Origin of the sequence: Streptomyces sp. NPDC000410 (assembly GCF_040300305.1) — a bacterium.
Classification (GTDB): Bacteria; Actinomycetota; Actinomycetes; order Streptomycetales; family Streptomycetaceae; genus Streptomyces.
The window spans coordinates 59,697-78,638 of record NZ_JBEPDM010000015.1 but is presented as its reverse complement, the minus strand read 5'-3'; the positions used below and the strand labels follow the sequence as shown (position 1 = coordinate 78,638).

16 protein-coding genes are annotated in these 18,942 nt (G+C 73.1%); 12 read left to right on the top strand and 4 right to left on the bottom strand.

Features of this window, described 5'->3' with window-relative positions; genetic code table 11:
* Nucleotides 1-10: 10 nt before the first annotated feature.
* The 3 genes from ABT342_RS17915 to ABT342_RS17905 form a co-directional block, all read right to left on the bottom strand.
* Nucleotides 11-1,666 (bottom strand): ArnT family glycosyltransferase, encoded by a 1,656-nt coding sequence (locus tag ABT342_RS17915; RefSeq protein WP_351574090.1) that lies wholly within the window; start codon nt 1,664-1,666, stop codon nt 11-13.
* On the bottom strand, nt 1,663-2,928 hold the full coding sequence (locus ABT342_RS17910) for a glycosyltransferase (protein ID WP_351574087.1): 1,266 nt from the start codon (nt 2,926-2,928) through the stop codon (nt 1,663-1,665). Before ABT342_RS17910 ends, ABT342_RS17915 begins: the two co-directional genes overlap by 4 nt.
* Nucleotides 2,929-3,310: 382 nt before the next feature.
* On the bottom strand, nt 3,311-3,676 hold the full coding sequence (locus tag ABT342_RS17905) for a YybH family protein (RefSeq protein WP_351574084.1): 366 nt from the start codon (nt 3,674-3,676) through the stop codon (nt 3,311-3,313).
* Between the two features lie 97 nt (nt 3,677-3,773).
* Between ABT342_RS17905 and ABT342_RS17900 the strand changes: the two genes are divergently transcribed.
* A complete protein-coding gene (locus tag ABT342_RS17900; RefSeq protein WP_351574082.1) occupies nt 3,774-4,658 on the top strand; it encodes a LysR family transcriptional regulator in 885 nt (294 codons plus the stop codon).
* A 6-nt stretch (nt 4,659-4,664) separates the two neighbouring features.
* Here ABT342_RS17900 and ABT342_RS17895 read toward each other — a convergent pair whose 3' ends face one another.
* Nucleotides 4,665-5,531 carry a LysR family transcriptional regulator gene (locus ABT342_RS17895; protein ID WP_351574079.1) on the bottom strand — a complete coding sequence of 289 codons (867 nt, stop codon included), beginning with the start codon at nt 5,529-5,531 and terminating at the stop codon, nt 4,665-4,667.
* Between the two features lie 226 nt (nt 5,532-5,757).
* Between ABT342_RS17895 and ABT342_RS17890 the strand changes: the two genes are divergently transcribed.
* The 11 genes from ABT342_RS17890 (at nt 5,758) to ABT342_RS17840 (ending at nt 18,933) form a co-directional block, all read left to right on the top strand.
* Nucleotides 5,758-6,603 carry an EamA family transporter gene (locus tag ABT342_RS17890; RefSeq protein WP_502965566.1) on the top strand — a complete coding sequence of 282 codons (846 nt, stop codon included), beginning with the start codon at nt 5,758-5,760 and terminating at the stop codon, nt 6,601-6,603.
* Between the two features lie 133 nt (nt 6,604-6,736).
* Nucleotides 6,737-7,162: a hypothetical protein gene (locus ABT342_RS17885; RefSeq protein ID WP_351574077.1), complete on the top strand. Its 426-nt coding sequence runs from the start codon at nt 6,737-6,739 to the stop codon at nt 7,160-7,162.
* A 76-nt stretch (nt 7,163-7,238) separates the two neighbouring features.
* The gene (locus ABT342_RS17880; protein WP_351574074.1) at nt 7,239-8,027 is read left to right on the top strand and encodes a TIGR03084 family metal-binding protein; all 789 of its coding nucleotides are present in this window, start codon (nt 7,239-7,241) and stop codon (nt 8,025-8,027) included.
* Nucleotides 8,028-8,032: 5 nt separating this feature from the next.
* Nucleotides 8,033-9,709, top strand: a complete 1,677-nt coding sequence (locus ABT342_RS17875) for an acyclic terpene utilization AtuA family protein (RefSeq protein ID WP_351574071.1) — start codon at nt 8,033-8,035, stop codon at nt 9,707-9,709.
* Nucleotides 9,706-11,304: an acyl-CoA carboxylase subunit beta gene (locus ABT342_RS17870; RefSeq protein WP_351574068.1), complete on the top strand. Its 1,599-nt coding sequence runs from the start codon at nt 9,706-9,708 to the stop codon at nt 11,302-11,304. The genes ABT342_RS17875 and ABT342_RS17870 overlap by 4 nt, the downstream gene beginning before the upstream one ends.
* An 8-nt stretch (nt 11,305-11,312) precedes the next feature.
* Complete coding sequence (locus tag ABT342_RS17865; RefSeq protein WP_351574065.1) at nt 11,313-13,199, top strand: ATP-binding protein; 1,887 nt, start codon at nt 11,313-11,315, stop codon at nt 13,197-13,199.
* On the top strand, nt 13,196-14,314 hold the full coding sequence (locus tag ABT342_RS17860) for an acyl-CoA dehydrogenase family protein (protein WP_351574062.1): 1,119 nt from the start codon (nt 13,196-13,198) through the stop codon (nt 14,312-14,314). The genes ABT342_RS17865 and ABT342_RS17860 overlap by 4 nt, the downstream gene beginning before the upstream one ends.
* 76 nt (nt 14,315-14,390) lie before the next feature.
* Nucleotides 14,391-15,989, top strand: a complete 1,599-nt coding sequence (locus ABT342_RS17855) for a 4-coumarate--CoA ligase family protein (protein ID WP_351574059.1) — start codon at nt 14,391-14,393, stop codon at nt 15,987-15,989.
* Complete coding sequence (locus tag ABT342_RS17850; protein WP_351574056.1) at nt 15,986-16,714, top strand: enoyl-CoA hydratase family protein; 729 nt, start codon at nt 15,986-15,988, stop codon at nt 16,712-16,714. Before ABT342_RS17855 ends, ABT342_RS17850 begins: the two co-directional genes overlap by 4 nt.
* Nucleotides 16,702-17,280: a TetR/AcrR family transcriptional regulator gene (locus tag ABT342_RS17845; protein WP_351574053.1), complete on the top strand. Its 579-nt coding sequence runs from the start codon at nt 16,702-16,704 to the stop codon at nt 17,278-17,280. Before ABT342_RS17850 ends, ABT342_RS17845 begins: the two co-directional genes overlap by 13 nt.
* Before the next feature lie 630 nt (nt 17,281-17,910).
* Nucleotides 17,911-18,933 carry an isopenicillin N synthase family dioxygenase gene (locus ABT342_RS17840; protein WP_351574051.1) on the top strand — a complete coding sequence of 341 codons (1,023 nt, stop codon included), beginning with the start codon at nt 17,911-17,913 and terminating at the stop codon, nt 18,931-18,933.
* Nucleotides 18,934-18,942: the final 9 nt, after the last annotated feature.

Sequence of the window (18,942 nt, the reverse complement as noted above, 5' to 3'; positions counted from 1 at the left end):
GCGGCACGGTTCATCGGGTGCCTCCCGCGGCGGTACCGGCCCGGATGTGCCGGATCTCGATCCGGTCCTCGCCGTCGCCGAACACGGCGACCGGCGTCGAGTGCTCCAGGGCCGCCCTGACGGTGGGCAGGTCGACCGCGTCGCGCCGCACCGTCGGCGAGGAGACCACGTAGTCGAGGTCCCGCCAGCCGCGCGGCATGGTCTTCGCCACCGCGGGATCGAGGTCGGCCTTGCAGAACCAGATGACGCCCGCCCCGGGCCGGTACCCGGCGTGCACCAGGTCCAGCCAGAGCGCGTCGTCGACCAGGACCCGGGTGTCCTCGGGGTCGTCGACCCGCGTGGTGAGCCAGGTGGAGGCGGCCCGGTAGGGGGCGTTGGCGTCGGCGGTGACGGCGGTGCGGACGCCGTAGTACCAGAGCGGTACGACGTAGGCGCAGGCGCCGATCGCAAGGGTGGCCACGAGGGCGTACCGCCTGCTGGTGAGCCACGGCCTCTCCGTGGGGCGGCGCCACCGGCGCAGCACCGTGTGCGCGACGGACGCGGTCCCTGCGGCCAGGAGCAGGGCGAGGAACGGCAGGGCCTGGGTGACGTACATCGCGGGCAGGTAACCGCTCGGCCGGAACGCGACCAGGGCGAGGACCGTCACGGCGAGGGCGGGACCGGCCAGGGCGCGGGCGGTGACCGACCAGCGCCGGGCCGCGAGCAGCAGCAGCGCGCCGGCCAGGCCGCCGAGCGGCAGGACGTGGTCGCAGTACAGCCACGTCCGCAGGATGCCGTAGGAGCCGGAGTCCGTGTCGAGGATGAAGCCCGACCCCGGCCGGGACAGCTGGTAGACGATGCCGTCCCACAGCGACAGGTGCCCGCTGCCGGGCAGGAGTTCGCCCTTGAGCAGGGCGAAGAGGGGATACGAGAGGCCGACCAGGGCACAGGCCGTGACGGCGCCGGTCAGGGTGAACTTCCGGGTGTCGCGGTGGCTGTGCTGCCACATGGTGACGAACAGCGCGGGCAGGACGACGAGCATCGTCTCCTTGGTGAGGACGGCCGCGGCGGCGGCGAGGCCGGAACCGAAGTGGTGCCACAGGTGGCGGCTCGGGGACGCGGCGAGGGCGAACGCGAGCAGTGTCCACATCACCGCGAAGTTGTCGAGGAGGATCTCGCGCTGCACGACGACCGACAGGGGCGAGAGCCCGAAGAGGGCCATGGCGAGCGCCGCCGCCCGGCGCGACAGGCCCAGGCGCCGGGCGAGGACGTGGACGAGCACCGCGCTGACCGCGCTGACCACCAGCATCGCGGGGCGCATGGCGGCGACGGTCATCGCGCCGGGGCTGAGCGCCGAAGGGATCCAGGTCAGCAGGGCGATCTGGATCCAGCCGAGTGGCGGGTGGTCGTACCAGTACGTGTAGTGGGCGAGGCCCTTGCCCTGCTGCACGGCCCAGGCCTGGGCGAGGTAGGTGCCCTCGTCCTCGCTGAGCACCGGGTAGTCGGCGATGTTCCAGCCCTGCGCGACCAGGATGGCCGTCAGGACCGCACCGCACAGGAGGAGTTCGGGACGGGACGCGCGCGCCTGCTTCGGGGTCGGCGGCGGCGTGCGACCGACCGGGCGGGCCTCCCGCGCGCGTCGCCGCTGCGCGGGGACCTCGCCGGTGGCCGCGGGAAGGGCCGTCACGCGGGAACCTCCTCTCGGGGCACCGCGGTCAGATGCGCACCGGCATGCGCGGTCAGCTCCCAGTCGTTGTGGCCGCGCTGCTCGCGCCACACGGCGCGGATCGCGGCCCCGGCGAGGAGGGCCTGGTAGAAGGGGCCACCCACCAGGAGCTTCACGTAGTGGATGAACCGGACTCTCAGGCCGTACTGCCGGCCGAAGTCGTGCAGGCCCACGACCTCGAAGACGAAGGTGGCCGCGGCGGCGACCAGTGGCAGGAAGGTGAGGAAGGCGATGGAGGCGGGCACGTCGAGGAAGAGCGCGACGGCCGCGTTGAGCGGGATGACCACGCCGGAGAAGGCCTGCAGGAACGGCGTCATCAGGGTGTAGCGGGCGAGCAGGAGCTGGCGGAAGGTGGGCAGCCGCTTCCAGTCCTTCTTCCGGTAGACCTGGAGGAAGCCCTGGTTCCAGCGGGTGCGCTGCTTCAGCAGCGCCATCAGCGAGCCCGGTGTCTCCTCCCGGGTGACCATGTCGGAGTCGTAGGCGACGACGACCTTCTTGCCGGCGCTGGAGAGCCGGACGCCCAGGTCGCAGTCCTCGGCGAGACAGTCGGGGTCCCAGCCCCCGGCTTCCCTGAGCACGTCGGTCCGTACGAAGACGGTGTTGCCGCCGAGCGGGATGAACCCTTTCTGCGCGTGCAGGTGCAGCCGGGAGCGGAACCAGAAGAAGTACTCCAGGCAGTTGCGCAGGCTGTACCAGCTGGAATGGAAGTTGATCAGCTGCACCCCGCCCTGGACGACGTCCGCGCCGGTGGTGCGGAAGGCGTGGTCGACATGCGCGAGCAGCTCCGGATGGACCTGGTCCTCGGCGTCGAAGACCCCGACGACGTCGCCGCGGCAGTGCGGCAGGGCCGTGTTCATGGCCTTCGGCTTGTTCTTCTTCTCGTGGGTGTCGACGACCACGCGGACGCGCCGGTCGCGCTCGGCCGCCTCGGCGGCGACCTCGGTGGTCCCCGGGTCGTCGTGCCCGACGATGACGATGATCTCGAAGTCGGCGTGCGTGGACCGCAGCAGCCGCCGGATGGTGTGGCCGAGCACGGCCTGCTCGTGCCGCGCGGGCAGCAGCAGGGAGAAGGAGAGCTGCCCGGCGACGTCGTCGGGCCTGTCGAAGCGGGTCGAGGCCAGCACCTTCGGCGTACGCCAGGCGTGCATCTGCCACCACAGGGTGAACGCCGCCATCCAGAACAGGGCCAGCGAGACGGCGGCGATGAACGCGGACGTCAGCAAAGAGATTCTCCCGGAATTCCCCTGTCGCATTCTTCATATTTCGCCATGAGCCACAGGGTGAGCCGTGGGCGCGGTGCGAGCGAGCGAGCGGTGGGCGAGTCGTGGCGCAATCACCCGTCCGCCCGGTTCGAAGCGACAGGTGCTCGCGCGCCCACCCAGGCTGGAACTCCGTCGGCGGGACGGGGGCGTCCCGCTTCCCCGAGCCGGGCGGTGGCGGCACCGCCCGCATCATCAGCAGCCTGGGCCGCACCACCGGCGTCGGTCAGGACAGCGGCGACACCCACCGGGGCTGACCGGGTGCGGCGGGAGGACGCCAGGGCACCACGATCCCGTGAGGCCGCCCCCTGACGTCAGGGAGGCGGCCTCACGGGAGTCGAGGAGGTCAGCGGGCGGTCGGGACGAACTCGGGCTGGTCGAGCAGGCGCAGCCAGCTTCCGTCGGGCTGGCGCCGGACGACCTGCGCACGGGCGCCCGCGCCGTCCTTGGGCGGGGTCGAGGTGAGGGCGATGTCGCCGCTGATCAGCGTCGGCAGCGGCTGTTCCGGCTCGAAGCGGGGGCGGCCCGCCAGTGCCTTCTCCCAGAGCGCGCGGATTGCCTCCCGCCCGACCGTCAGCTGCCCGGGCGGATAGGCCATCACCGCGTCCTCTTCGTAGAGCGCGGCGACACCGGCCGCGTCACCGGCGTTGGACCGCTCGACGAACAAGCGCGTGATGTCCTCGGGCCGCATGGCCTTCTCGTACTCCGGCACGGTTTCCTCCTGGCGTCGGCTTCGGTGGTTCCCAGCCTCGTCGCCCGCTGATCAGAAGTCCAACAGATGGTTTTGCTGCAAACTAGAATCTGTAGTCATGGATCTGAGACAGCTGGAGTACTTCGTCGCGGTCGCCGAAGAGCGGAACTTCACCCGGGCGGCCGAGCGCGTGCACATCAGCCAGTCCGGCGTCAGCGCCCAGATCCGCCAGCTGGAACGCGAACTGGGCGCCCAGCTGTTCGACCGGTCGGCGCGCACGGTCACCCTCACCGTTGCCGGGAAGGCCGCGTTCGAGCACGCGTGCGCCGCACTCGCCGCGGCCGGGGCGGTCGGTCGGGCGGTGGACGAGGTGACCGACCTGGTCCGGGGCCGGCTCGCGGTCGGCATGGTCATCGGCTGCACCATCACCCCGCTGTTCGACGCCCTCGCCGCGTTCCACGGGGCGCATCCCGGTGTCGGGATCTCCCTGCTGGAGGGCAACTCCGACCAGCTCGTCGAGGAGGTGCGCGCCGGCAGCGTCGACCTGGCTCTCGTCGGGACCGCGACCCCCGCCCCCGACGGGCTGGAGGCGCTGACGATCCTCAGCGAGCGGCTCGTCGCGGCGGTCCCCTCCGGACACCCGCTGGCGAAACAGCAACGGGTCACTCTGCGCGACGTGGCCGCCCACCCGATCGTCTGCATGCCGCCCGGCACCGGTCTGCGCACGGTGTTCGACCGTGCGTGCGCCGCGCGGGGCGTGGAGCCCTCGATCGCGCTGCAGGCCAGTGCCGCCGATGCCATGGCCGACCTCGCCGCCCGTGGACTGGGCGTCGCCATCCTCAGCGACTCGATGGTCGCGGGCCACCGCGACCGGCTCACCGCCCGCACCATCGACGACGTCGAAACACCTGCGCTGCTCGCCCTGATCTGGAAGAGCGCGCACAACCCCGCGGTGCGCGAGCTGCTCGCGCACTGCCGGCGGGCATTCGGGCTGCGCGAGTAGAGGACCTCAGTGGGACGTGGCGCCGCCGCTGAGTTCGCGGGCCAGGGCGGCGAGGGCCGCCAGGGCCGGATGCGGGGCCGTCGCGCGCCAGGCGAGGAGGACCGGGAGGGGCGGGGCGTCGGTGAGGGGGACGTAGGTCACGCCCGGGTGCGGGTGCACGGAGGCGGTCGAGGCGCCGGAGACTCCCGTGCCGCGGCCGGCGGCGATCGCGGTGAGCCAGTCGTCGGTGTTGGCGACGGTGAGCGTGGCGGTGGGGCGGGCGGCGGCGGGCCACAGGTCGGGGGTGGTGGTGCCGGAGACCGTGTTGAGGACGATCGCCTGGGTGGCGAGATCCGCGAGGGTGAGGGTGGTGCGGCGTGCGAGGGGGCCGTCGGAGGGGACGGCGGCGACGCGCGGTTCGCGGAAGAGTTCCTCGGTGGCCAGGCCCGGGGCCGTGACCGGGCCGCGCAGGAGGGCCGCGTCGACCTCGCCGCGGGTGAGTCCGGCCGTACGGTCGTCGATGCGCAGCAGCTCCAGCGGGACGTCGGGGTGCTCGCGCTCCCAGCGGCGCAGCAGCGGGGTGGTGTACGGGCCGAACGCGGACCAGGCGTGCCCGAGGCGCAGCGGCCGGCGGTGCGGGCGGGCGGTGCCGACGGCCGCGTCGAAGGCGGCGACGGCGACGGCGGCCTTGTCGCGGAAGGCACGGCCCTCGGGGGTGAGCGTGAGGTGGTGGGTGGAGCGGTCGACGAGGCGGGCGCCCAGGTGGCGTTCCAGCGCGGCGAGGGTGCGGGAGACGGCGGGCTGGGTCAGATGGAGTACGGCGGCGGCCCTGGTGAGGTTCCGCTCCTCCGCGATGGCGAGGAAGCAGCGGAGATGGCGCAGCTCGATGCTCATGCGCGCGGAGCATAACCGCAGCGCAATAGGCATTTCACGGGGCGCGCGAGGGTCCGTAGCGTGAATGGAGAACAGCTGCGGCGCAGTGCAGTACATTGGACTGAAAGTCCAGCGAGATGAACGAGAGAGGGTTCCGGTGGGCGGTTCAGGCAGCGATACGGCGCAGCGCGCGGCCACGGCCTCCGGCGTCGCCCTGACCGAAGCCGGGCGGCGGCGCGGGCACGGCATGCTCGGGTCCGTCGCGCTCGTGATCGCGGCCGGGCTCTCCATCCAGTTCGGTGCCGCGGTCGCCGTCCTGCTGATGCCGCGCGCCGGCGCTCTCGGCGTCGTCACTCTCCGGCTCGTGCTCGCCGCCACCGTCCTGCTGGTGGTGTGCCGCCCGAAGCTGCGCGGGTACACACGCGCCGACTGGGGGACGGTCCTCGCCTTCGGCACCGCGATGGCCGGCATGAACATCTTCATCTACCAGGCCTCCGACCGTATCCCGCTGGGTGTCGCGGTCACGCTGGAGGTCCTCGGGCCCCTCGCACTCTCCGTCGTCGTCTCGCGCCGCCTGATCAACCTGGTCTGGGCCGGTCTCGCGCTCGGCGGCGTACTCCTGCTCGGCGGCGGCGGCTTCGGCCGGCTCGACCCGCTCGGTGCCGCATTCGCCCTCGGCGCGGGCGCCATGTGGGCCGCGTACATCATCTTCAGCGCCCGCACCGGCCGCCGCTTCCCGCAGTTCGACGGCCTCGCGCTGGCGATGGCGGTCGCCGCCCTGATCAGTCTGCCGCTCGGGCTCGCCGAGGCGGGTACCAAGCTGCTCGTGCCGTCCACGCTCGGGCTCGGCCTCGCGGTCGCGCTCATGTCGTCCGTCCTGCCGTACGCGATGGAACTGCTCGCGCTGCGCCGTCTGCCCGCCCCGACCTTCGCGGTGCTGATGAGCCTGGAGCCCGCGATCGCCGCGACGGCCGGGTTCCTGGTGCTGCACCAGGCCCTCTCCGCTACGGACGCGCTCGCGATCGCGCTGGTCATCGCGGCGAGCATGGGCGCGATCCGGACGCAGGCGGGGCGGCCCGCGGCGGAGCGGTGAGCATGCCGCCCCGAGGGGCCGGCGGGGGCGTGCCGTACCTTGACGTCCGATCTCATCGTCAGGGCGCAGGGGCCGAGTTCCGGGGGGACGCATGACAGTCGGACAGGTGGTCCGTAGAGGGGTTCGGCTCGGGGTGCGCATCGGATGGGCGTCGGCGGCCGTCTGCGGCTCCGTATGGATCATCGCCGCCGCGATGTGGCTCTCCCTCGGGCACCGAGGTGTCGTGGAGGGTCTCCTGCGGGGTGTCACCGCCGTGGGCGGAAGCATGGCGGTCGGCGTCCTGCTGGGTGCCGTGACGGGCGGCGCGCTGGCGCTGTCTCCCGAGTGGCTCGCCGCCCGGGCCCCGTTGCGGGGGCTGCTCGCCGGAGCCGTCGCGAGCGCGGTGTTCCTGGGGGAGGCCGTCGTGGTGGCGGCCGCGACCGGCGCGGGCTACGCGCCGGTGCTGCTCACGCTCCTCGCCGCGCCGGTGGTCGGTGCGGTGGCGGCGGTGCACAGCGGGGACGTCCTGGGGCGCACGCACCACCACCCGTGGCTGCACGGCCGGATGGCCGAAAAGTAAAGCAAGCACGCTTGCTTGTTTCTGTTCGCGCTGCCATGCTCCTCGGCACACAGCCGTGTCCCGAGGGGAGCGCACCGTGTCCGACCCCGCCGTCATGCTCGACGACCTGCGTGCGGAGAGCGAGGAACTCGACGCTCTCGTCGCCGAGTCGAGCGACGAGAGATGGGCCGCCCCGACACCGGCCGCCGGCTGGACCGTCGCCCACCAGATCGCCCACCTGGCCTGGACCGACGAGGTCGCCCTGCTCGCCGTCACCGACGCCGCCACGTTCGCCGGGCACGTCGAAGAGGCCCTCGCGGAACCCGAGACCTTCGTCGACCGGGCGGCGGAGGCGGGCGCGCGGGAGCCCGTACGGGAACTGCTCGCCCGCTGGCGCGATGGACGCGAACGCCTCGACCACGCCCTGCGCACCGCGCCGGCCAAGGCCCGCTTCCCCTGGTACGGGCCGCCGATGAGCGCCGCCTCGATGGCCACCGCGCGGCTCATGGAGACCTGGGCGCACGGCCAGGACGTGGCCGACGCCCTCGGGGCCGTACGCGCACCCACCGCGCGGCTGCGGCACGTGGCCCGCATCGGCGTACGGGCCCGCGACTACGCCTACTTCGTGCGCGGCATCGAGCCCCCGAACGAGGAGTTCCGGGTCGAGCTCGTCGCGCCCGGCGGGGAGGTGTGGGCGTACGGGCCGAAGGACGCCGCCCAGCGCGTGACCGGGCCCGCGCTCGACTTCTGCCTGCTGGTCACGCAGCGCGCCCACCGCGACGACCTCGCCGTACGGGCCGAGGGCGCCGACGCCGACCGGTGGCTCGACATCGCACAGGCCTTCGCGGGCCCGGCGGGCACGGGCCGCGCGCCGAAGGAGGCCTAGAAGACATGCTCCGTATCGGCAACGCCTCCGGCTTCTACGGCGACCGCTTCGACGCCCTGCGCGAGATGCTCACCGGCGGCCCGCTGGACGTCCTCACCGGCGACTACCTCGCCGAACTCACCATGCTCATCCTCGGCCGCGACCGGCTCAAGGACCCGCGCCTCGGCTACGCCAAGACCTTCCTGCGGCAGCTGGAGGAGGGCCTCGGGCTCGCCCGGGAGCGGGGCGTGCGCATCGTCGCCAACGCCGGCGGGCTCAACCCGGCGGGGCTGGCCGCCGCGGTCCGGGAGCTGGCCGAGCGGGTCGGGGTCCCCGTACGGGTCGCCCACGTCGAGGGCGACGACCTCGCCGCCCGCTTCCCGGACGCGCTCGCCGCGCACGCGTACCTGGGCGGCGGCGGGATCGCCGCCTGCCTGCGCGCGGGCGCCGACGTGGTCGTGACCGGCCGGGTCACCGACGCGGCCCTGGTCACCGGGCCCGCGCAATGGCACTTCGGGTGGACACAGGACGACCACGACGCGCTCGCGGGCGCGGTCGTCGCCGGGCACGTACTCGAATGCGGAACCCAGGCCACCGGCGGCAACTACTCCTTCTTCACCGGCCACGACGTGCGCCGGCCCGGCTTCCCCGTCGCCGAGCTGTACGAGGACGGCTCGGCCGTCATCACCAAGCACGACGGCACCGGCGGGGTGGTGGACGTCGGCACGGTCACCGCGCAGCTGCTGTACGAGACCGGCGGCGCCCGGTATGCCGGGCCGGACGTCACCGCCCGCCTCGACTCGGTGCGCCTCACCCAGGACGGGCCGGACCGGGTCCGCATCGAGGGCGTACGGGGCGAGGCCCCGCCGCCCACCCTCAAGGCCGGGCTCAGCCGGATCGGCGGCTGGCGCAACGAGGTCGTCTTCGTCCTGACCGGGCTGGACGTGGACGCCAAGGCGGAGCTGGTGCGAGGGCAGGTGGAGGACGCCTTCGCGCGCGCCAAGTCCCGCCCGGAGGAGGTCCGTTGGGAACTGGCCCGCACCGACCACGCCGACGCCGATACGGAGGAGACCGCGAGCGCGCTGCTGCGGCTCGTCGTACGGGACCGGGACGGGGACGCCGTGGGCCGGGCCGTCAGCGGCGCCGCGATCGAGCTGGCGCTCGGCAGCTACCCGGGCTTCCATGTGACGGCTCCGCCCGGGAAGGGCACCCCGTACGGGGTGTTCGAGGCGGCGTACGTGGACGCGGGGTCGGTCGAGCACGTGGCCGTACTGCCCGACGGTGCACGGGTGCCCGTGCCCGGGGCCGCACGGACCCGGCCGCTGGAGCCGGTCCCGCAGCCGGGCCTGCCCGAGCCGCTCCCCGCAGGACCGACGCGCCGCGCGCCCCTCGGCCTGGTCGCGGGGGCCCGCAGCGGCGACAAGGGCGGCGACGCGAACCTCGGGGTGTGGGTGCGCACGGACGAGGCCTGGCGCTGGCTGGCCCATGAGCTGACCGTGGACCGCTTCCGCGCGCTCCTCCCCGAGACCGCGGGCCTCGACGTCGTACGGCACGTCCTGCCGAACCTGCGCGCGCTGAACTTCACCGTCGAAGGTCTCCTCGGCGAAGGAGTCGCCGCGCAGGCCCGCTTCGACCCGCAGGCGAAAGGGCTGGGCGAGTGGCTGCGCGCCCGGCACATCGACATCCCGGAGGTCCTGCTGTGACCGTGATCGCCAGTGCGCTCGACCCCACGAGCCCCGACCACGTCGCCCACCGCGCGGCCATGCTCGACAAGCTCGCCGCGCTCGACGCCGAACACGCGAAGGCGCTCGCGGGAGGCGGCGAGAAGTACACGGCCCGGCACCGGGGGCGCGGCAAGCTGCTCGCCCGCGAGCGGATCGAGCTGCTGCTCGACCCCGACACACCGTTCCTGGAGCTGTCGCCGCTCGCCGCCTGGGGGAGCGACTACCCCGTCGGCGCGTCCATCGTCACCGGCATCGGCACGGTCGAGGGCGTCGAGTGCCTGATCACCGCCAACGACCCGACCGTACGCGGCGGCGCCAGCAACCCCTGGACCCTGAAGAAGGCCCTGCGCGCGAACGAGATCGCCTTCGCCAACCGCCTCCCCGTCATCAGCCTCGTCGAGTCCGGCGGCGCCGATCTCCCCTCCCAGAAGGAGATCTTCATCCCCGGCGGGGCGCTGTTCCGCGACCTGACCCGGCTGTCGGCGGCCGGGATCCCCACGATCGCCGTCGTCTTCGGCAACTCCACCGCCGGCGGGGCGTACGTACCCGGGATGTCCGACCACACCGTCATGATCAAGGAGCGGTCGAAGGTCTTCCTCGGCGGCCCGCCGCTCGTCAAGATGGCCACCGGCGAGGAGAGCGACGACGAGTCCCTCGGCGGCGCCGAGATGCACGCCCGCACCTCAGGGCTCGCCGACCACTACGCCCACGACGAGCACGACGCGATCCGCCACGCCCGCCGGATCGTCGCCCGCCTCAACCACCGCAAGGCGCACACCGATCCGGCCCCGGCGGCCGGCCCGAAGTACGACGAGGAGGAGCTCCTCGGCATCGTTCCGGAGGACCTCAAGACGCCCTTCGACCCGCGCGAGGTCATCGCCCGGATCGTCGACGGCTCCGACTTCGACGAGTTCAAGCCCCTGTACGGGACCTCGCTCACCACGGGCTGGGCATCGCTGCACGGCTACCCCGTCGGCATCCTCGCCAACGCCCAGGGCGTGCTGTTCAGCGCCGAGTCGCAGAAGGCCGCCCAGTTCATCCAGCTCGCCAACCAGCGCGACATCCCGCTGCTCTTCCTCCACAACACCACCGGCTACATGGTCGGCAAGGAGTACGAACAGGGCGGCATCATCAAGCACGGCGCGATGATGATCAACGCGGTGTCGAACTCGAAGGTCCCGCACCTGTCGGTCCTGATGGGCGCCAGCTACGGCGCCGGGCACTACGGCATGTGCGGACGGGCCTACGACCCCCGCTTCCTCTTCGCCTGGCCCAGCGCCAAGTCCGCCGTCATGGGCCCGCAGCAGCTCGCCGGTGTGCTGTCGATCGTCGCCCGGCAGTCGGCCGCCGCGAAGGGGCAGCCGTACGACGACGAGGCCGACGCCGGCCTGCGCGCGATGGTGGAGCAGCAGATCGAGAGCGAGTCGCTGCCGATGTTCCTGTCCGGGCGGCTGTACGACGACGGGGTCATCGACCCGCGAGACACGCGGACGGTCCTCGGGCTCTGTCTCTCCGCGATCCACACGGCACCGGTCGAAGGCGCGCGCGGCGGCTTCGGCGTCTTCAGGATGTGAGGCCAGAGATGATCGAGTCCGTTCTTGTCGCCAACCGGGGCGAGATCGCCTGCCGGGTCTTCCGCACCTGCCGTGAGCTGGGCATCGCGACGGTCGCCGTGCACTCCGACCCGGACGCCGGCGCGCTGCACGTACGCGAGGCGGACGCGGCGGTACGGCTTCCCGGCGCCACGCCCGCCGAGACGTATCTGCGCGGCGACCTGGTGGTGAAGGCGGCGCTCGCGGCGGGCGCGGACGCGGTGCACCCGGGGTACGGGTTCCTCTCCGAGAACGCCGACTTCGCGCGGGCCGTCATCGACGCCGGGTTGGTGTGGATCGGCCCGCCGCCGCCCGCGATCGAGGCGATGGCGTCCAAGACGCGGGCGAAGGAGCTCCTCGGGATCGCCCCGCTCGTGGCCGCCGACGTCACGGCCGCCGACCTGCCGGTCCTGGTGAAGGCGGCGGCCGGCGGCGGCGGGCGCGGCATGCGGATCGTCCGCGAACTGGCGGCCCTGGAAGGGGAGCTGGCCGCCGCCTCCGCGGAGGCGGCGAGCGCCTTCGGGGACGGCGAGGTGTTCGTCGAGCCGTACGTGGAGAACGGGCGCCACGTCGAGGTGCAGGTCCTGGCGGACACGTACGGGACGGTGTGGGCGCTCGGCACCCGCGACTGCTCGCTCCAGCGCCGCCACCAGAAGGTGATCGAGGAGGCCCCGGCGCCCGGCCTGCCGCCGTCGCTGCTCGCGGAGCTGTACGACCGGTCGGTGTCGGCGGCGAAGGCGGTCGGCTACGTCGGCGCGGGCACCGTCGAGTTCCTGGTCGCGGACGGACAGGCGCACTTCCTGGAGATGAACACGCGCCTCCAGGTGGAGCACCCGGTGACGGAGGAGGTCCACGACGTGGACCTCGTCGCCCTCCAGATCGCCGTCGCCGAGGGCACCCCGCTCCCGGCGGACCCCCCGCCCGCGCACGGCCACGCCATCGAGGCCCGCCTCTACGCGGAGGACCCGGCGTCGGGCTGGACCCCGCAGACGGGGGCGCTGCACACCCTGGAGTTCCCGGACCGGGCGGGTCCCCACGGCGCCCCGCGCGTCCGCGTCGACACCGGATACCTCTCGGGCGACGCCATCGGGGTCCATTACGACGCCATGCTCGCCAAGGTCGTCGTCCACGCGGCCACCCGTGCCGAGGCCGTCCGTAAGCTCACGCACGTCCTTGAACGGGCTCGGATCCACGGGCCCGTGACCAACAGGGACCTGCTGGTCGCCTCCCTGCGGCACCCCGACTTCCACGATCCCGCCCGTATCGACACCGGGTTCTACGAGCGGAACCTCGACGCCCTCACGCAGGCACCGCCCGGCGAGGCGCACGCGGCCGTCGCCGCCGCGCTCGCGCGGGCCGCCGCCCACCAGGGGCGCTTCGGGGGCGGTTGGCGGAACGTGCGCTCGCAGGACCAGGTCGCCACGTACGGGGACCACGAGGTCCGCTACCGGCCCACCCGGGAGGGGTACACCGTCACCGCCCCCGAGGGCATCCGGCCCGTGAGCGTCGCCGCCGATCGCGTACGGCTCGAAGTCGACGGTGTCGTCCGGGACTTCGAGGTCGCCCGCCACGGCGACACCGTCCACGTCGGCCCCCACCGGCTCACCGCCGCACCCCGCTTCCCCGATCCCACCGACCGGCGCGAGCCCGGGTCGCTGCTCGCGCCGATGCCTGGGACGGTCGTCCGGGTCGCCGACGGGCTGGCGCCCGGGGCCGAGGTCACCCAGGGGCAGCCGCTCGTCTGGCTGGAGGCCATGAAGATGGAGCACCGCATCTGCGCCCCCGCCTCCGGCACGCTCACCGCGCTCCACGCCGCCCCCGGCCGCCAGGTCGAGGTCGGCGCACTACTCGCCGTCGTACAGGAGGACAAGTCATGAGCGAAGAGCACGATGACCTGCGCGCCGCCGTCGCCGCGCTCGGGCAGCGGCACGGCCGCGGCTTCGACCGCGAGGCCCTGTGGGCCGAGGCCGCGAAGCTCGGCTACCTGGGCGTCAACCTCCCCGAGGAGTACGGGGGCGGGGGCGGCGGCATCGCCGAGCTGTCCATCGTCCTGGAGGAGCTGGGCGCGGCGGGCTGCCCACTGCTCATGATGGTGGTCTCGCCCGCCATCTGCGGCACCGTCATCGCCCGCTTCGGCACGGACGACCAGAAGCGCCAGTGGCTCCCCGGCCTCGCCGACGGCACCCGCACCATGGCCTTCGGCATCACCGAGCCCGACGCCGGCTCGAACTCCCACCGGATCACCACCACCGCCCGCAGGACACCGGAAGGCTGGAGCCTCACCGGCCGCAAGGTGTTCATCTCCGGCGTCGACATCGCCGACGCGACCCTCATCGTCGGCCGCACGGAGGACGCCCGCACCGGCCGCCTCAAACCGTGCCTGTTCATCGTCCCGCGCGACGCCCCCGGCTTCAGCCGCTCGCTCATCGACATGGAACTGCACGCCGCAGAGAAGCAGTTCGAGCTCGTCCTCGACGACGTACGGCTCCCCGCCGACGCGCTCGTCGGCGACGAGGACGCCGGCCTGCTCCAGCTCTTCGCCGGGCTCAACCCCGAGCGGATCATGACCGCCGCCTTCGCGATCGGCATGGGGCGCCATGCCCTCACCCGCGCCGTCGAGTACGCCAAGGACCGCCAGGTCTGGAAGGACCCCATCGGCGCCCACCAGGCCATCGCCCACCCGCTCGCCCAGGCCCACATCGAGCTGGAACTCGCCCGCCTGATGATGCAGAAGGCCGCCGCGTGCTACGACGCGGGCGACGACACCGGCGCAGGCGAGGCCGCCAACATGGCCAAGTACGCCGCGGGCGAAGCCTGCGTGAAGGCCGTCGACCAGGCCGTCCACACCCTCGGCGGCAACGGCCTCACCCGCGAGTACGGACTCGCGCAGCTCATCACCGCCGCCCGCGTCGCCCGGATCGCCCCGGTCAGCCGCGAGATGATCCTCAATTACGTGTCCCACCAGTCCCTGGGGCTCCCCAAGTCGTACTGACAGAGGAGATTCTGGCGAGCACGACGCACGACGCACGACTGCGACTCACCCACCGAAGTCGAAGGGGCTGCTGTTCATGCCGACCAATGTGTTCGTCAGCGAGTACGCGGATGTCCCCGCCCTCTCCCTCCCCATCCACGACGCCGTCCTCGGCAGGGCGGCCGAGTACGGCGACACCGTCGCGCTGATCGACGGGGCGGGAGACACGACACTCACGTACGCCCAGCTCGACACGTTCCACCGGCGCATCGCCGCCGCGCTCGGCGCCGCCGGTGTGCGCAAGGGTGACGTCCTCGCCCTGCACAGTCCCAACACGGTCGCCTACCCGACGGTCTTCTACGGCGCCACGCGCGCCGGGGCCTGCGTCACCCCCGTCCATCCGCTCGCCACGGCGGAGGAGTTCGCGAAACAGCTCGCCGACTCCTCCGCCCGCTGGATCGTCACCGTCTCGCCGCTCCTCGAAGTGGCCCGCCGCGCCGCCGAACTCGTCGGCGGCATCGACGAGATCTTCGTCTGCGACCGGGCGGAGGGACACCGCTCGGTCCTCGACATGCCGGCCTCCACCGCCCCCGAACCGCAGGTGTCCATCGACCCGGACGAGGACGTCGCCGCCCTCCCCTACTCCTCCGGCACCACCGGCGCCCCCAAGGGCGTCATGCTCACGCACCGCTCCATCGCGACCAACCTCGTCCAGCTGGAGCCGCTGATCCCGATGCGGCCCGGCGACCGGATACTCGCCGTGCTGCCGTTCTTCCACATCTACGGGCTCACCGCCCTGATGAACGCCCCGCTGCGGCTCGGCGCCACCGTCGTCGTACTGCCCCGCTTCGACCTCGACCAGTACCTGGCCACGATCGAGAAGCACCGCATCAACGCCCTGTACGTCGCCCCGCCGATCGTCCTCGCCCTCGCCAAACACCCGGCCGTCGCCCGCTACGACCTCTCCTCGCTGGAGTACGTCGTCAGCGCCGCAGCCCCGCTCGACGCGGCCCTCGCCCAGGCCTGCTCGGCCCGGCTGAACCTGCCGCCCGTACGGCAGGCCTACGGCATGACCGAGCTCTCGCCAGGCACCCACGCTGTCCCCCTCGACGCCCCGAACCCCCCGCCCGGCGCCGTCGGCAAGCTGCTGCCCGGCACCGAGATGCGGCTCCTGTCCCTCGACGGCGCGGGCAAGGACGCGGGCCCCGGCGAGGAGGGCGAGGTCGCCATCCGGGGACCGCAGGTGATGAAGGGCTACCTGAACCGCCCCGACGCCACCGCCGACATGATCGACGCCGACGGCTGGGTGCACACCGGAGACATCGGGCGGGTCGACGACGAGGGCTGGCTGTTCGTCGTCGACCGGGTCAAGGAACTGATCAAGTACAAGGGCTTCCAGGTCGCCCCGGCCGAGCTGGAGGCCCTGCTGCTCACCCACGACTCCATCGCCGACGCGGCGGTGATCGGCGGGTACGACGCCGACGGCAACGAGGTGCCGGTCGCGTACGTCGTACGGCAGCCCACCGCGGCCGGCCTCACGGCGGACGACGTCATCGCGTACGTCGCCGCGCGCGTCGCCCCGTACAAGAAGATCCGTCGCGTCGAGTTCATCACGGGAGTACCGAGGGCGGCCTCGGGAAAAATCCTGCGACGCGAACTGCGTGACCGCGAAAGCCGCGAAAGGGAGAACACATGATCACCACCGGCTCCGAGCGCGGCATCGCCACCCTCACCCTGGACTCGCCGGAGAACCGCAACGCCCTGTCGGCGCGGCTCGTCGGCGAGCTGGCGGAGGCGCTGACGGCGTGCGGGAAGGACCCGGCCGTACGCGCCGTCGTCCTCACCCACAGCGGGGGCACCTTCAGCGCGGGCGCCGACCTGAAGTCCCCGCCGAGCCCCTACACCTTCGTGGCGCTGCTGCGGCAGATCGTGGAGCTGCCCAAGCCCGTGGTGGCCCGGGTGGCCGGCCACGTCCGGGCAGGGGGCCTCGGCCTCGTCGGCGCCTGCGACATCGCGGCCGCGTCCTCGGGGTCCGACTTCGCCTTCACCGAGGTGCGCATCGGGGTCGCCCCGGCGGTCATCTCGCTGCCGCTGCTGCCGCGCCTGGAACCGCGCGCGGCGGCCCGCTACTACCTGAGCGGTGAGCGCTTCGACGCCGCCGAGGCCGCCCGCATCGGGCTGGTGACCGCCGTCGGCGACGACGTCGACGCGGCACTCGCGCCCGTGCTCGACGGCTTGCGAGGAGCCTCGCCCCAGGCCCTCGACGCGACGAAGCAACTGCTCACGGCTAGGGTTCGGGAGACCTTCGACCGCGACGCGGAGGACCTCGTACAGCGCTCGGCGTCGCTCTTCGCCTCGGCGGAGGCGCGCGAAGGGATGGCCGCCTTCCTCGAACGACGGGACCCCGCATGGCTGTTGTGAGCCCTCCCAAGCAGGACCGCAGCCGGGCCACCCGGCAGCGCCTGCTGGAGGCGGCCGTCGCCTGCCTCGCCGAGCACGGCTGGGCGGGCTCGACCGTCTCGGTGGTCGCCGAGCGGGCCGGGGTCTCGCGCGGCGCGGCGCAGCACCACTTCCCGACGCGGGAGGACCTGTTCACGGCGGCGGTCGAATACGTGGCGGAGGAACGCTCCTCGGCACTGCGGGCCCTCCCGGTGCAGAACCGGGCCGCCGTGGTGGAGGCCCTCGTCGACCTCTACACCGGCCCGCTGTTCCGGGCCGCCCTGCATCTGTGGGTCGCCGCGTCCAACGAGGAGCAGCTGCGCGGCCGGGTCACCGAACTGGAGGCACGGGTCGGGCGCGAGACCCACCGCATAGCCGTCGCACTGCTGGGCGCGGACGAGTCGGTGCCGGGGGTCCGGGAGACCGTGCAGGGGCTGCTGGACATGGCCCGCGGGCTGGGGCTGGCGAACCTGCTGACGGACGACGGGGTGCGGCGGGAACGGGTGGTGGCCGAGTGGGGGCGGCTGGTGGAGGAGCGGCTGGGGTGAGCCGGGGCCGTGCCGGTCGGTGTCGGCACAGGCCGTGCCGGTCTGGGCCGTGCCCGGCCCGGCCCGTGCCGTGCCCGGTCGTGCCGTGCCCGGTCGTGCCGGTCGGCGCCGACTCATGCCGACACGTGCCGTGCCGTGCCGTGCCGTGCCGTGCCCGGTCGTGCCCGGTCGTGCGTGCCTGCCCGTGCCGGTCGTTGCCGACGCATGCCTGCCCGTACCGTCCCGTACTGGCTGTACCGGTCGCTGCCGACGCATGCCTGGCTCGTGCCGGTCGCGTGCCCCCTTCGTACTCGTCAGGGCCCGTCGTCCACGGCATGGATCCACGGCATGGATCCACGGCATGGATCCACGGCATGGATCCACGGCATGGATCTGTGGCGCGGGTCACGCCCCGCGCCCCGCGGCCCCCGGCGTACCCTTTCCGCATGCTTCCGCTCGTACGCCGCCGCCACGTGGACTTCGTCCGCGTCACGAGCATGGGCTGTCGTACGTCCGTCTGACCTCCGACGCAGGCCCCCACTCCACCCCACCCGGCCCTCCGGCCCCGCCCCACCCAGGCGGACACCGGAAAGATCCGGACCCGGTCACCACCGGGACCGCCGGCCGGGACGAGACACAGCGGACGCACCCATGTCTTCTTCGCAGTCGTACTCGCAGCTCCCCGTCATCGACCTCTCCGCGGCCGACCGCGGCCCCGCCGCCCGCGCCGACCTGCGCACCCGGCTCCACAGCGCCGCCCACGACGTCGGCTTCTTCCAGCTGACCGGCCACGGCGTGACCGAAGCCGAGACCACCGCGCTCATGACCGCCATGCGGGACTTCTTCGCACTGCCCGAGCCCGACCGGCTCGCCATCGACAACGTCAACTCACCGCACTTCCGCGGCTACACGCGCACCGGCGACGAACGCACCGGCGGCAGCCGCGACTGGCGCGACCAGCTCGACATAGGCGCCGAACGGCCCGCCCACGTCCCCGGCCCCGGGGATCCCGCCTACTGGTGGCTCCAGGGCCCCAACCAGTGGCCCACCGCCCTGCCCGGACTGCGCGACGCCGCGCTCACCTGGATCGACCGGCTCAGCGCGGTCGCCCACAAGCTGCTCCACGAACTGCTCGCCGCGATCGGCGCGCCGCCGGACTTCTACGACGACGTCTTCGGCGACCACGCGCATCCGCACCTCAAGCTGGTGCGCTACCCCGGCAGCCCCGGGGACGGCGCCGGCCAGGGCGTCGGCGCCCACAAGGACTACGGCTTCCTCACCCTGCTCCACCAGGACCGGATCGGCGGCCTCCAGGTGCAGCGGGAGGACGGAGCCTTCCACGACGTACCGCCGCTGCCCGGCGCGTTCGTCGTCAACCTCGGAGAGCTGCTCGAAGTCGCCACCAACGGCTATCTGCTCGCCACCAACCACCGGGTGACCAGCCCGCCCGGCGCCACCGAACGCTACTCCGTGCCGTTCTTCTACAACCCGCGCCTCGACGCACGGATCGCCCCGGTGCCGTTCCCGCACGCGGCCGACGCGCCCGGAGTCACCGCGGACCCCGCCAACCCGCTGTTCGCGGAGTACGGCCGCAACGAGCTCAAGGGCAAGCTGCGGGCGCACCCGCTGGTCGCCGCCCGCCACCATCCGGGGCTGCTGGAGCGGGCGGCATGACCAGCGGCG